Source organism: Pseudomonas sp. BF-RE-22 (assembly GCF_019956155.1).
GTDB lineage: Bacteria > Pseudomonadota > Gammaproteobacteria > Pseudomonadales > Pseudomonadaceae > Aquipseudomonas > Aquipseudomonas migulae.
This window is the reverse complement of the sequence record NZ_JAHBDD010000028.1, coordinates 20,378-35,233: the sequence shown is the minus strand read 5'-3', so window position 1 is coordinate 35,233 and position 14,856 is coordinate 20,378. Positions and strand designations below refer to the sequence as shown.

General features: G+C 58.1%; 8 protein-coding genes. 1 reads left to right on the top strand and 7 read right to left on the bottom strand.

Annotation, left to right across the window (positions count from 1 at the left end; all coding sequences use genetic code 11):
- Positions 1-10: 10 nt before the first annotated feature.
- The 5 genes from KGA82_RS15780 to orn form a co-directional block, all read right to left on the bottom strand.
- Positions 11-4,780, bottom strand: coding sequence for an RHS repeat domain-containing protein (locus tag KGA82_RS15780; RefSeq protein ID WP_223451144.1), 4,770 nt, complete (start codon positions 4,778-4,780; stop codon positions 11-13).
- A gap of 95 nt (positions 4,781-4,875) precedes the next feature.
- Positions 4,876-5,871 (bottom strand): hypothetical protein, encoded by a 996-nt coding sequence (locus KGA82_RS15775; protein WP_223451143.1) that lies wholly within the window; start codon positions 5,869-5,871, stop codon positions 4,876-4,878.
- Positions 5,872-6,021: 150 nt separating this feature from the next.
- The gene (locus tag KGA82_RS15770; protein ID WP_223451142.1) at positions 6,022-9,981 is read right to left on the bottom strand and encodes a dermonecrotic toxin domain-containing protein; all 3,960 of its coding nucleotides are present in this window, start codon (positions 9,979-9,981) and stop codon (positions 6,022-6,024) included.
- 125 nt (positions 9,982-10,106) lie between these two features.
- Positions 10,107-10,718 carry a trimeric intracellular cation channel family protein gene (locus KGA82_RS15765; RefSeq protein ID WP_008035291.1) on the bottom strand — a complete coding sequence of 204 codons (612 nt, stop codon included), beginning with the start codon at positions 10,716-10,718 and terminating at the stop codon, positions 10,107-10,109.
- A gap of 179 nt (positions 10,719-10,897) precedes the next feature.
- Entirely contained in the window at positions 10,898-11,440 is a 543-nt protein-coding gene (gene orn, locus KGA82_RS15760; protein ID WP_008035288.1) for an oligoribonuclease, read from the bottom strand.
- A 107-nt stretch (positions 11,441-11,547) separates the two neighbouring features.
- Here orn and rsgA point away from each other — a divergent pair, with 107 nt between their 5' ends.
- Positions 11,548-12,579, top strand: coding sequence for a small ribosomal subunit biogenesis GTPase RsgA (gene rsgA / locus KGA82_RS15755; RefSeq protein WP_008035286.1), 1,032 nt, complete (start codon positions 11,548-11,550; stop codon positions 12,577-12,579).
- A 358-nt stretch (positions 12,580-12,937) separates the two neighbouring features.
- Here rsgA and motB read toward each other — a convergent pair whose 3' ends face one another.
- Together motB and motA are read right to left on the bottom strand one after the other, a co-directional pair.
- On the bottom strand, positions 12,938-13,957 hold the full coding sequence (gene motB, locus KGA82_RS15750) for a flagellar motor protein MotB (protein WP_223451140.1): 1,020 nt from the start codon (positions 13,955-13,957) through the stop codon (positions 12,938-12,940).
- A gap of 3 nt (positions 13,958-13,960) precedes the next feature.
- Positions 13,961-14,812, bottom strand: a complete 852-nt coding sequence (gene motA, locus KGA82_RS15745) for a flagellar motor stator protein MotA (RefSeq protein ID WP_008027935.1) — start codon at positions 14,810-14,812, stop codon at positions 13,961-13,963.
- Positions 14,813-14,856: the final 44 nt, after the last annotated feature.

Genomic DNA, 14,856 nt, shown 5'->3' with positions numbered 1-14,856 from the left:
CCACCCGGCGTCAACCTCCTTTTTGCGTATGACCAAACTTGAACATGGTCGCTGTCCGAGTGTCTTTGTTCACATAGAAAAACAGACGCATTCCCTGGTTGAGCCTGATCTCGGTGTAACCGCTGTCATTGAAGTATCCGGGCTCAAGGAGTTGCTTGGGGTTGGGGGATTTGAACGGCACCATTTCGTTGTAGTAGGTTTTTCCGCCTAGCAGTTCGGCTGCCTGGCCCGGTGTCATCCCCTCATCCTTGATCGCGTCCTTGAACCGGAAAAACTTTGCCCTGCTCGCATCATCCAGTGACTCAAAACCCGGAATGTTGCGCTGCGCGTTGTAAGTCTTGTAAACCCACTTTGCGGAGGATGCCTCTGCGGACTGAGTAGATGATCCAGCCCTTGCGCTTCTTCCGCTCATCCCGCTGGTCATTGCCTTGGCCGCCCCTCGCGCATCACCGCTCAAACCCGACCGAAACGCTCCCGCGACCTTGCTGGCGCCTTGAGCGGCCGCCCCTGCCCCCGCCGCGAAAGACGCCAGCCCCAACCCCAGGCTCACGTAGCCGAGGACATCACCCAGCTCCGATTGCGGCATCACTTCGTGGGCAATCTCGCTCGCAATGCCGGCGATCCCGGAAGCCAGCGCCAACGTCAGGCTCGCGACCGCCAGCGGCGTGGTTGTGCCGAAGGTCAGGATGCTGGTCGCGATACTGAACAACGAAAGGCCAACGCCCAAGGCAGATTGCCAGGAAACATGCCCGGTCGGATCAACCCGATTGATCGGATCGCCCAGGCAGTAAGCGTATGGGTTCAATCCACCCGCGCCAAACGGGCTCAAGCTGTCCGGGCTGAGGAAACGCATCAACGTCGGGCTGTAGGCCCGGTAACCATTGCCCGGCAAATAGAGCCCGGTCAACGGATCAAGCTGCTCACCGCTGAATCCTGCCTGGCTGAATATCCCGCCTTCGGCAGGACGATATCCGTAGGGGCTGTAGGCAACTTCGTCGCGCTGTGTGCCGGACTCGGCGATCAAAACGCTTTGCTGCAGGTCTGTGCCAAACAGCGTCAATCCGGTGGCCGTGCCCTGCTGCTGTTCCCCCAGCAATAAACCGGACTGGCGCCCACAGGTACGACGGTCAGCACCGCTGATCTCGTTGATCACCCGCCCGTCATGGTAGAAGCGCTGGGCACCCGGCCCGCCGGGTTGTGACAGCTCGACCAGGCGATCGCGCGCATCGTAGTGATAGCCGCGCATCACCGCCCCGGATGCCGTAGCGATTTGCGTCAATCGCCCCAGTGCGTCGTAGCTCAGCGCACGAGCCTGATCGTCCTGGATCATCTGGCCGTTGGCGTCATATTGCAGCGTAACCGGCGCCGGATAATCCGCGTGAGAGTGCTGAACCTCGATCAGTTGCGTGGGATCGACAGCGCTGTAGGTGAAGGTCGTGGTGTTGCTGCCACCGGGAAAATCGTTTTGCAGGCTGACGATGTTATCCAGCGCATCGTAAACGTAGGTCTGCTTGATAATGTCCTTGCCGAAAGGATCGCGTGGCCGCAGCGTTCCGCTACAGGTGTAGTGGCCCAGTCGACCTCGGGCGTCGTAGTCGAAGCGTTCGTCGCGCAGCACGTCTTCACCGATGCCCAGTACCTTCTGCGTCAGCTTGCCAGCGAGGTCGTAACTCGATTTCAGGGTCTGAGTAGCAGCGCCCTTGACCTCAAAGCTGCGCGAAATTTCTCGCCCCTGATCGTCGTAGACCAGGCGGGTCGTCATGGAACGCTTGGCCTGCGTATCCTGCGAGTCGACCCGCTCCAGCAGGCCCACAGCGTTGTAGATGAAATCGGCCTTGAGCGAATTCTGCTCAAACGACTTTGCCCGCCCCCATTCGTCGTACTCCGTCTTGTGTGACTGACCGAGCACATCGACGCAAGTCAGTGGCCGGCCACCGAACGTGTACGTGTACGACGCCGTCCGGTCCACGCCAGCGTGCGCAGTGGTTTCACTTTTCAGGCGTCCGGAGGGGTGATACTCGAAACGCGTTTCCCACTCTTGCTCGACACAACTGGCTAACTGACCGTGCAGCGGATTGTAGGTAAATTCGGCGTCCAGTCCGGTCGCCTTGCGTTGCGTCACGCGCCCGCCGAAATCACGCGCATAAACGAACTCGACTTTTTCACCGCTGGCGCTTTTCTGCCAGATCGGTTGCGTGAATCCTGCCGCGTAGCCCGCAGTGACCGCGCGTCCACCCACGGTACTTTCGCTCAAGCGGCCCAAGCCATCGAAGGTCTGCCGCCCAAGGCTTTGGCCCGCCACTTTCACTTCAGTGGCAAGCGACGCCTGGCTGTGCAGCGCGTAGTCGGTCTGCACGGTGTTCCCGTCGGGCAAGACGCTGCGCCGCAACCGATTGAACACGTCGTACTCATAGGTGGTGGTGTTGCCGACAGGATCGGTCTGGCTGATGGCTCGGCCGATGCCGTCATAGCCATGAACGATTGCGCCTTGGGTTTCACCCGCAATATTGAACGACTCGATACGATCAGGCTTGCCGAAAACATTGAGGCCGATGACAGACTTGCCCATGCCCTCAAGCCAGCGAGTTTCAGTGCGGGCCACAGGGTCGATTGTGCAATGCTCCTTGCGCCCGTCAGCGTGAAGCGTGGTCTTGACCTGTCCCCAGCCATCGTAGACAAACCCGGTCTTGACCGGCCGGGCAACCCCGTCCCACCAGTCAGAGTGCGTTTGCTCCACTAACTGCCCCTGCGCATCGTGGCGCGCTGTATAGATAACGAGCAACTGGGTCCTGGCCACTTCGTCCGGGTTATCGCAATCCTGCTCTTCGACGGCGACGACGCGCCCGAGGCCGTCGTACACAACTTTTTGCTGAACGCCGAGCAGATCTGTCGTGAGCATCGTCGCCGGAGCTTTATTGCTGGCCGCCTGATAAACCATGCGGCGGGTGGCGGCGTTGGCCGTGCCCGGCGAAAACGTTTCACTCAGGGGCCGGCCAATGGCGTCGAACGTGTAGGCGACCGCTCCCTGGTCTTCGCCGCGCTCGCCCAGCTTCATGCCGTTGAGCGATGAGAGTGTCTGAGCCGCGGTTTTGACGGTGCCATCGAACCCCTTGAGGGTGCTCTGAATTTCAAGCCGGTTGTTGTCGAGCACATAGGAAAACTCGGTAACCGTCGCCAAGGCGTTCTGCGTGACGGTTTGTTTTTGCAGCAAGCCATGGCGCAGCGGGTCATCAGGCTGATTGACGTAAACCCGTTGCGTTTTCGAACGCAGAATTTCAGCGTCTGCGTTCAGCTCATAAAAGCTCTCCTCGACAGGCAGCACGGCGGTCACCGGCGAACCTTGCAACGAGGCGTGCAAGGCATAGCGATAACGCATCACCGTCGAGGCGGCGCTTGGTTTATCCGATGCTTGCGATGCCGGGATGATGGTTCTCTGCTTCTCGAACCGGACAAACCCCAATGGGTCGGCAGGGCACCCCTCCGCTCCGGCAGCGGGATAAAATTCGGACAGGATCGTTACCCCATCCGGTCCGACCTGTTTGAGCAGGTTGCCTGCCCCATCGAATTCGGTGTGGGTAAGCTCTTCGCGCGATGTACCGGCGGTGCGGTTTTCGTAGCGTAACGTCTGGACTTTGGGCAATCGAAACTGCGCAGGTTGCTCGAGAAAGCTCTTGCCAGAATCGATGTGGTACACCGTGGACCGGGTGGTGATCATCTGCTGACAGGTCGTCACCTGCGAAACCAGCAGATGATATTTGTTGTAGGTGCGCACCGTGGAGCTGTGGACCTTTGTGCCCGCCATCAGTTTTTCGGTCGAAGAATACTCATAGCCCGACGAGCTCTTGTAGAGCGTGTCACCGTCCGGGGACCATCGCCTGCCGTCGTCATCGAAGCCCTGAAAATTCTTCTGCGAGAACTCATAATTTTTTGTGATCGCGGGCTGATTCTGCCGTGGGTACACGGTGTGGGAGATCACATAAGGCATGGAGCGAATCGGCGAACCGGGCGGGAATTGATGCCCCGCTTCCTGATACCCGATTATCTCTCGCGCCCCTAACGGCGAATCGACCTGGGTCAGGCACTGGAGATTGCCGAAAGGCTCATAGGTCAGAAACCAGGACCCGCCTACGGGCAAATCAATGGAGGCCACCGCGTTGTTAGCGAGCGACAACACAAAGCTGGCTTCACATTCGGTGCCGGGGTATTGCGTCAGCGTAACCTTGCCCCTGGTACGGGAAATGCTCAGCAACGTACGTTGTGAGTCCTTCACAGCAACCAGCGCCGGATGCCCGTTCAGGGCGGTGTAGTCGAGCGTGATTGCACCGCCATTGGCGCCAACAATCCTCATCGGCACCGCGACATCGCTGCCCTCAAAGATCTTCAGCTCTTCACGCATACCATTTTTATGGATGACGTCAAAACGCCCTGGTCCAGACCGTTCGACCTTGAGCGTCTCAAGCTTCAACTCATCAAAGACCAGGTGGGTGGCTGTCTGCTTCGTCTTGAAACTTCCGCCACCGGACAAACCGAGTATTTCATTGCCCGCGTCGTAACGGGTCATTGCCATCGACCAACCGCTGCCGAAACCGCTGTCGATACTGTTGAGTGGGCTGTAGGACAAGCTGATTGGCAAAGAAGGACCGTTCAAGTCTGCGGACTTGATGTCACCCAACATCAACGAACAGGTGTAAATACCGGTACGGGGGTCGACCCCGCCGGAGAGAAACTCATCAAAATTAAACGCATTGGAATAGACGTTCGCCACTTCAGTGACTGTCATTATCAGATACCCTTTGAACTCATGAATATTGAAGAGTCACGCGACAATAAAAGCCGCGCCACACGCTTTAATCAAAGCTTCGAATCAATTGATTCTCAGCCTCTTCTCAAAATAAATTCGTCATTGGGAATATCTATTTCTATCGACAGACTGTGCGCATTACCAAACTCATCGAAAGCAGTAAAGTAAAAGGGTGAAACCCTTACATCCTCACTGCGAACATAAGCGGGAGGAATTCCTTTGATGACGGTCAACTCCCCGGCACGCTGATTGACTTCAACTTTTCGCGCCCCGGAAACATAGACATCCAGCTCCGTTGCCCGAGAAGGAGCCATTACCCCCATGAAAGACCTTGGCGCATCCCGCCCCAGAATCAATCCGGTGTCACAGAATAAAACAGGGTAGGTGCCGCCGACTTCATACTGACGACTTTCCCAACGCAACAATTTTACTTGCTTGCCGTCTGAATAAAGCCCCAAGTGGTATCGAAACAACAGATCGCCCTCAAACGAGCCGCGGAGTTCATGCGACTGCCACGTAAATTTCTCTACACCATAAACAGGGCTTTTTTCCGCATGAATCACAACGCTTCTGGAAATCTTCCGGCCATCCGGATTCAGGGTGTTATTGCTTCGGTAAACCTTGCCCTGCACCGTCACTTCAGCCGCGACTTGTGCTTGACCGTCGATTGACGATGAAACCCAGAACTCGACGGGCGTGCCGCTGCTGCTCCCTGCGCTGCCGGATTGAACGCCTCCGGGCATGTCATGGGTGTACCCGTTTTCGTAACGACTGGCATTCCAGCCAGTCAGCGGCAGATTCTGATACACCTCCCCTTCCAATGGCTGACCATTGTGGAAATGAATCAGCTTTGCGGAGAATTGAAGCGGGGAAAGGTCGATTTCAACCGCATCACCATTTTCATCTACCGCTTCGACGAATACCCAGACGCGAACTTGCATCCGCCCATTGGCATACACTTTTTTTGATTCGACACCGGGGGCTTCGAAGCGGACCTCCAGTCTTGATAATCCGGATATGGATGGTTTGTTACTTTCTACCGAAGCAGTCAAGCCTTGAACATTACTCATGACGCATTCCTTGCTGGTTATTAATCGATTCAACGGGTCGTATCACCGATTAATAACAAGAAAAAATCAGCGCCTCAATGCAGTAATTGCCACAAACTTAAACATGCAACTTTCCACCCAGACAATCACTTACAAAGCATTGCAGCAGACTCAGTCCGGATCACCCTCATCAACTCCGCTGTCGTCCGAATCAGGCGCTTCCTGCCAATCAATTTCTTCATCCAGCGCACCGTCAAATTGAATAATTATCTTTTTATCAAGACTTGAGCTCTCAATATAATTCTCAATACGCGACCTGCAGGCCTCACTCAACGGATTACCCAACAAGTTGTAATTAACCTCTCGAGCATCTGCAACTTCAAACAGCTCATCCGGCAATGTGGTGATCTGATTGAATCTCAGATCGGCAAATGCCAGTTGTTCAAGATCGAACAATCCGACAGGCACCTCCATCAAACCTGTGCTTTTCAAGTAAAGACTGTCCAGCCTGCTCATGTAACGAACATCGGGAGTCAACCCAAGCCGGTTGTTATCGAGGTGCAACAGCGTCAAACCCTCCATATGTGCAAGGCCGTCGACTGCTGCCTCATTCAGTTCGATAGCACAGTCATCAAGGGTCAGCGTCTCCAGTGCCCTCATCTGATAGATTTCCAAGGGCAAAGTCTCCAGCGCGAAGCCTGACAATGTCAGGTACCGCACACCCGGGAAGCTGGCGAGAAAGGAATGCCCGCCCAACCCGGCGCTGCTGCTCAAAGACAATTCACGAACATGGCTGAAGTCTGCCGACAACACCGGTAACTCACCGAGTATCTCCAGATCGTAATCAAGCGTGGTCGATGTGTAGCGGTTGGCCGTCGTCAGTCTGCGACTCCAATTCGCCTGCAACTCCTGCGCGAACAGGTTTCTGCCCTGGCGCTGAATAGAGATTTCATTCTCTGTGAGTATCGATCCCGTGGCCGGATGACGGGACGGCACGTCATGGCTCCACATCTCCAACTCATTGACCAACGTCACGTACTCGTTCTCCAGGCGCGCAACGGCCAACACCGGCTCCCCGATCAATCGCTCGCTGCGTAGCGTCGTCATTTCTTCCTCGGAGAGCGTCGGGTACAGCGCTTGAAGCCGCTGCCCTACGGAACGCGCCGGCTCCGGCACAAAATCGCCACCGCCCAACAGATAGCCGGAACGCCCCACGGCCAGCCCCATGGGCGAACGAGCACCCGCCTCCAATGGCGGCTGTCCCAGCAAGGCCCTGGCTTGCGAGCGAGGCATCAGTGTTTGTTGCCTGACCGCCTGCCGGAGCCCCGCGCCCTGCCCGACATGAGGCAAACCCAACGCCCGGCGCTGAGCATCGGGAAGGGCATGCTGGACGGCGCCGTAGAGATCGTCGAATGCGTGCAGCTCCTTGCCGAAGCCATCGTAGGCCTGGTACTGGCCATTCTGTCTGACCAGGATTTTGCGAATCGGGGCCTCGGGACCACCGATACTGTCCACCAATGCACCGTCAAAATCGCCGTCACGCACTTCGATGCGCACCTCTGGCGACCAGCCGTTCAGGCTTTCGAGCCTATGCAGCGCCAACCTGTCGGAGTCCGGATTTGCACTCGTCTCCAGATAAAGCCCTTCGTACGCCCTGCTGAGGCGTACTTCCCGTAGATAGAACAGCGCTTCATGCGCCATTCGCCGGGTGATTCCGAGGTTGCGCTGCATGTGCAGACGATCGGCAGCCTCTGCATGACGCCATAATTCTTCAGCGATGGTTTTGGGCAGATCAGGAAAAATCCGGCGTATCTGCCGAGTGTTTTCATCACTGCTCAGCTCAAAGTGGCGTTCACTTGCCTCGAACAAACTGGCGCGACTTTCCTGTGCCCAACCCGCGATTCCGAGTCGCAGCCGGGCAGCCCGCACATCGATTCCTGGCAATGAATCGCCAAACGCAGAGCTTTCACCCAGCAGTTTTTTCAGCTGCGCATCCTCAAGTGTTTCAACCACGCTTCGAACCACATCGCCGCTTCGCAGCTGGCTGTCCCGCAGGCTGACGCCCCGAGCTTGCAGCAGTTGCACCTGCATCTGCGGATCGGCTTTCAAATACACCCGCGAATCGGTGCTTTGCATCTGCGAGATGAACGCCTGAATCTGCTGATCGAGTTTGAAACGCCGGATGGTGTCTTCGAGCAAGGCCGGGGGGCGCCGGGTATGAACGTGCATGTCGCGCAGCACCGCCTCGTCGATGCCGCTCACCGCCAGAATGCGTCCAGCCGTGACATCCGAAAACTCGGCCACCGAATGCCCCAGGCGCCGAAACAGTTGCGCGCGCCGCCACTCCATGGGGCGCTCAACCTCATGCGCCCACGCTCCTGCGCCGTTGTGGGCAAGTTGTGGTTTGTAGGCATCCGGCCTGTCCGGGTGGCGAATGCGATAGACATCCCCGTCAGCCTCGGGCACCACTTCATAGGTTTTCCCATCAAGAGGCAGCACGCTCGCGCCCTGATGCCGATGCAAACCGAGCGCATCGGCCCGGGAGTCGGCCGGCAAGCGCACTGCACACTCATATGCACTCAGATCGGGATTCCACAATCGTTGCTGACCTGCCCCCATATCAACGACTTTCAAACGGCTGACGAAAGCGCCGGGGGCGACGGACAGCAGTTTGCCGACGGCCAGGCCGCCCAAGGCAAACGCGCCTAACTGGGCGACCGTTTCAGCAATGGACAGCAAATGCGCCGACGCTTCGATCAACTGCCCTTCGGCCCAATCAAGGATGCCGGTAAACGTGTCGTCCAGCAGTTGGTACAGGGTATAGGCCAACATCAGTTCGCCCAGAAACGGCACGAACGGGATCGCCGCCAGCGCCGCGACCTCCAGCACAACGGTGGCGACTTTTTCCAGGCGGTCCCATTGTTCCCAGCGCGACTTGCGGTCTTCGTCTGCGGTAGACACGGCCATGACGCGGGCGTCATTGAGGATCTGGTTCAACCTGGATTGGTACAGCCAGGTCCACAATTGCGGGCCCACGCGTTGTGTTTGCATCCGGAGGTTGGGGCGCACATCGGGGGCTGCGGCGTTGAGCAAACTAAGCAACGTGGCGAAAAAGGTGCCTCGTTGGTCGTGAGCGACAAACCGGGCAAAAAAACGCTGGTAATCGGTAGAGCGCAATTGCCGGGTCAGTTCGTCCACGAGTTCGCGGGAGGAGGCATAGGTTTTCAGCGGGTGCTCTGGGTCATCGGGGATGTAGGCAATCACCGGTTCAACTTCGCGAGAATGTTCTGGATCCGCCGAGAACAGCACGATGCCGGTCAACGCCGTTCCCAAGAGGCTCAGTTGATACAAGCGCAGCGCTGTTGCGCCAGGCAACGGTATTTTTTGCTCTGTGAGCAGGCCCGGCAACAGCGTCTGCTCAGCGTGCCCGATGTCCCCTTTCATTCGCGCCAGGAGTGTCGCCACCCTGAATCGATCCTGCTGACTGGCAATGACTTTGTTTGCCAGCATCGCTCTGGCCGCAGCATCCGCAGGTAATAACAGCGCCTCAAGTTGCTGGTTATAGCGCCCTCCGATATCAAGTTGTCGGCACAGCGAGGCAAATGCCGCGACAGACAAGCGACTATTAATCTGAAGAATATCGAACTGTCCGGCCGCATCGGGCTCAGTGATAAAACATGAAGCGCTGTCAAAGTAACGCGCTGCCGTCTCCTTCATTTCGAAGTTATGCAAGGCAGCATCCAGAAGTGAAATCGTCGTCACTTCATAGCGGACCGGTAAGTCTTTGGGGACATAGAGTCGCAGGTACGTTTTCCTGACATCCAGTTCTATCTCGAACTGACTTTTCAGGGCCTCAACCAGCAACGGCTCGGCAAATGCGCGAACGTCGGCAAGGCCTTCAAACAGGCGGTCCACCCGGGTTTGCGAAACCCAGCTACGTTGAGTCGCCTGCTTCAAGGCCTCATGACTGGCGGCGGATGCCGAGCGGTACCAGTCAGGAAAAACAACCCCGGCGTTTTTCAATGCCAGGCGTCTTTCGGCAGGCGCACGAATCAACCAGTCGGGAATCGACTTTATTATCAACGTTTGATGCGCGTCGGGCTGCGCGTTTGTCGAGTCTGAATCAGACATGCAAGTAACCTTTTTAAACAGTGGAAAACCACAGCTTATTTAATTACTCGCCTGACAAACGCTACATATATACCGCAACTTTATAGGTTATTCGTGCCGTTCTTGACGAATGTAAGCATTGCCGCTCATTGCTCGTCGTTATAAACGAACTTTGGCATTTCCCAGTGAAAACGAATCGCCAACAACCGCAGCAAGAAGCCACCAAACAGGGTGATGAGAATTGCCTGTTCACCGGGCAGTTGCAGATAAATGCACAGCATGTAGCACCACGCCGCCGCGAAGGAGACGCTGGCGTAGAGTTCGCGGCGGAAGATCAGCGGGATGTCGTTGCAGAAGATGTCGCGCAGGATGCCGCCGAACACCCCGGTGATCACACCGCTGACCGAGGCCACCAGCATGCCGTGGCCCATTTCCAGCGCGGTCATGCAGCCGATCAGGGTGAACGCCACCAGCCCCACGGCGTCGAGCACCAGAAACAGTGAGCGCAGGTGGCGCATCCAGCGGGCCGTGAAAACAGTGACCATGGCCGCAACCGAGGTCAGCACCAGGTATTCCGGGTGTTTGACCCAGGTCAGCGGGTAGTGACCGAGCAGCACGTCGCGCACCGAACCGCCGCCCAACGCCGTGATGCAGGCGATCAGCACCACGCCAAACCAGTCCATGCCGCGACGGCCGGCAGACAGTGCGCCGGTCATGGCTTCGGCGGTGATGGCGATCAGGTAAAGCATCAGCAACATGGTGGCGGTCCTTGCAGGAAGGCGCGCAGTCTAGCCATTTAGGTGCAGCACCAAAAGGGGGCGATCACGGAGATCGGCCGCGTCACTCCCTTCGCGGGCAAGCCTCGCTCCTACGGGCACAACGCGCCCCTGGAGGAGCGAGGCTTGCCCGCGAAGGCGCCGGAACAGGCACCGCCTGATCAGAATTTGATGAAATGCTTGCGGTAGTGCTGCAGCTCGGCGATGGATTCGCGGATGTCGTCCAGCGCCAGGTGGGTGCTACCCTTTTTGAAGCTGTCGCGCACGTCCGGCGCCCAGCGTGCGGCCAACTCTTTCAGAGTCGAGACGTCGAGGTTGCGGTAGTGGAAGAAGCTTTCCAGGGATTTCATGTGCGTATAAAGGAAGCGGCGATCCTGGCAAATGCTGTTGCCACAGATCGGCGACTTGCCCTTCGGCACCCACTTCTCCAGGAAAGCGATGGTCTCGGCTTCCGCTTCGGCCATGCTGATGCGGCTGTCGCGCACGCGCTGGGTCAGGCCCGAGCCGCCGTGTTGACGGGTGTTCCACTCGTCCATGCCGGCGAGGATTTCATCGCTGTGGTGAATCGCGATCACCGGGCCTTCGGCCAAGGTGTTCAGATCACTGTCGGTGACGATGGTGGCCATCTCGATGATGACGTCGGTATCAGGGTTCAGACCGGTCATTTCCAGGTCGATCCAGATCAGATTCTGCGGGTTTTGCATGTGTCGGCTCCTAGGCAATGCTGCGCAGTTTAGCCTAGGGAGGTGGCCGGGCGTGCTAAACTCGCGGCCGTTTTACCTAATCGCTGCATTCTTGATACGGAACACCCATGGCCAAACGCCAACTCAATCGTCGTCAAAACTGGCGCATCGAAAAGATTCAGGGCGAACGCGCTGCCCGCGCCGCCAAACGCGAGTCCTCGGCTGTCGAGGCACTTGAGGGTGGCGACCTGGGTCCGGAACAGACCGGCCTGGTGATCGCACACTTCGGTGTGCAGGTCGAAGTCGAAGCCCTCGATGGCGATTTGGCCGGCCAGGTGTTCCGCTGCCACTTGCGCGCCAACCTGCCGGCGCTGGTGACCGGCGATCAGGTAGTCTGGCGTGCCGGCAACCAGGGCATCGGGGTGATCGTGGCGCAACTGCCGCGCAAAACCGAACTCTGCCGCCCGGACAGTCGTGGCCAGCTCAAGCCTGTTGCAGCCAACGTCGACATGATCGTCATCGTCTTCGCGCCGCTGCCCGAGCCTCACGCCAATTTGATCGACCGCTATCTGGTCGCTGCGGAGCACGCCGGCATTCGGCCGTTGCTGCTGCTGAACAAATTCGACCTGATCGACGAGCAGAACGCCCCGGCGCTGAATGCCTTGCTCGCGGTTTACCGCACGCTGGGTTATCCGGTACTGGAAGTGTCGGCGCACCACGGCAATGGCATGGAGCAACTTCAGGAACAACTGGACGGACGCATCAGTGTATTCGTCGGCCAGTCCGGCGTCGGCAAGTCGTCGCTGGTCAACAGCCTGCTGCCGGAAGTCGAAACCCGCGTCGGCCCGTTGTCCGAACTGTCCGGCCAGGGCACTCACACCACCACGACCGCGCGGCTGTTCCACTTCCCCGGTGGCGGTGAGTTGATCGACTCCCCGGGTATTCGCGAATTCGGCCTGGGCCACGTCAGCCGCTCCGACGTCGAAGCCGGTTTCATCGAGTTCAACGACCTGATCGGCACCTGCCGCTTCCGCGACTGCAAGCACGACCGCGAACCGGGTTGCGCATTGCTCAAGGCACTGGAAGAAGGCCGCGTGCAGCAGCAACGGATGAACAGCTATCGCTCGATCATCGCGAGTTTGCCGGAGAGCAGTTACTAAGCCGACTCCCGCAGACACAAAAAAAGCCGCGATCATCTCGCGGCTTTTTCGTTTTCAGCGTGCGGCTTTTTCCAGCGTCCAGCCCAGCACATCCAAGGCATCACAGCCGTCCTGGATCAACATGTGTGCGGCGTTGGTTTCACGGAATCCCGGGAAACACAGACAACGCAATACCTGTAGGAGCCGGCTTGCTGGCGATGGTCGTCAACGATAACGCATGCTGTCTGAATCAACGCGGCGCACTTGCGTCCATCGCCAGCAAGCCGGCTCCTACAAGGGACCGCGCTCAAACTGAAAATGAAGTGACCTCCAAACCAAAGCAAAAAAAAGCCGACATCGCTGTCGGCTTTTTTGTGGGTCACTGCTTCGGCGGTTCAGCCGGTTTCGGTGCCGGGTCATCGAACAGATTCAAGCGCTCGCGAAGCTCATGCGCCGGCAGCGGTTCTTTATCCGCCGGCAACGCATTCGGATCGGCCGGCACTTCACCCGGGCCGCCCTGCCCTTGTGTCGGCTCCGGAGTCGGTTCCACGCCTTGCGAACCTTCGATGGCACGCTGGGCTTTTTTGGTCAGCACAATGATGTCGATGCGGCGGTTGACCGGGTTGAGCGGGTTCTCGCGATCGAACAATGCCGACGAGGCATAACCGACCACGCGTGCGATCTGCTGCTCCGGATAACTGCCCGCCACCAGCGCACGACGTGCAGCGTTGGCACGGTTGGCTGAAAGCTCCCAGTTGCCGAAATCACCCTGGCCACTGTAAGGCTTGGCGTCGGTGTGGCCGCTGATGCTGATCTTGTTCGGCACCGCTTTGATGGTGTCGGCCATGGCCAGCAGGATGTCTTCGAAGTACGGTTTCAGGCGCGCACTGCCGGAGTCGAACATCGGGCGGTTTTCGGCGTCCACAATCTGGATGCGCAAACCGTCCGGCGTGATCTCGAACAGAATCTGGTCCTTGAATTTCTTCAGTTGCGGATTCTCTTCGACCTTGTTCTGCAGTTCTTGCAGCAACAGTTCGAGGCGTTCCTTCTCCACCATCTCGGCCATGCCTTCGACCTGCTCGGCGTCGACAGTCACCTTGTCCGGCTGCGGCTGGGATTTCACCTCGGGGTTGAGGGTGTTTTCCGGCGCCAGGGTCGGCGTGCCGCCCAGATCGATGATGTACGGCGTACCGCTTTCGGAAAAGCCGATCGGGTCTTTGAAGTAACCGGCGATGGCGAGCTTCTGTTCCGGTGTCGCGGTGGACAGCAGCCACAACACCAGGAAGAACGCCATCATCGCCGTCGCGAAGTCGGCGAAGGCGATTTTCCAGGCGCCCCCGTGATGCCCGCCGGCGATGCGCTTGACGCGCTTGATAATAATCGGCTGATTATTTTCCATGACTTAGCGACCGCGAACCGCTTGTTCCAGCTCAGCGAAGCTAGGACGGTGCGCCGGGTACAGAACCTTGCGTCCGAACTCTACCGCCAGCGATGGCGGCATGCCGGAAGCCGAAGCCACCAGCGAGGCCTTGATGGCTTCGTAGACGTTCAGTTCTTCCTTGGCATCGTGGGCCAGGGAGTGGGCCAGCGGACCGAAGAAACCGTACGCCGCGAGAATACCGAAGAAGGTACCGACCAGTGCCGCACCCACGTGCAGACCGATGGATTTCTGGTCGCCTTCGCCCAGGGACGCCATGGTCACCACGATACCCAATACCGCCGCGACGATACCGAAGCCGGGCATGGCGTCGGCGATGCCGTTCACCGCGTGGGACGGGTGTTCGAGGTCTTCCTTGAGGTTGTAGAGTTCCATGTCGAACAGGCCTTCCAGCTCATGGGGAGCCATGTTGCCGGAGGACATGATGCGCAGGTAATCGCAGATGAACGCGGTCATGCGCTCGTCTTTGAGCACCGACGGGTACTTGGCGAAGATCGGGCTCGCGGCGGCATCTTCAATGTCGCCTTCGATGGCCATCATGCCTTCGCGGCGACTCTTGTTGAGGATCTCGTAGATCAGCCCCAACACTTCAAGATAGTAGCCGTGATTGAAACGCGATCCGAACATGCTCAAGGACTTCTTGAGCACGTGCAGGGTCATGTAACCGGGGTTGGCCTGGAGGAATGCACCAAGGGCCGCGCCACCGATGATCATCACCTCGAAGGGTTGAATCAGGGCGGCAATCTTGCCGTGGGAAAGCACGTATCCGCCGAGCACGCTCGCGAATACGACGATGATGCCGATTATTTTAGCCATAGGTAGGAGAGCACTTACTGAGTCGGGTTCAAGGTCATATTCGG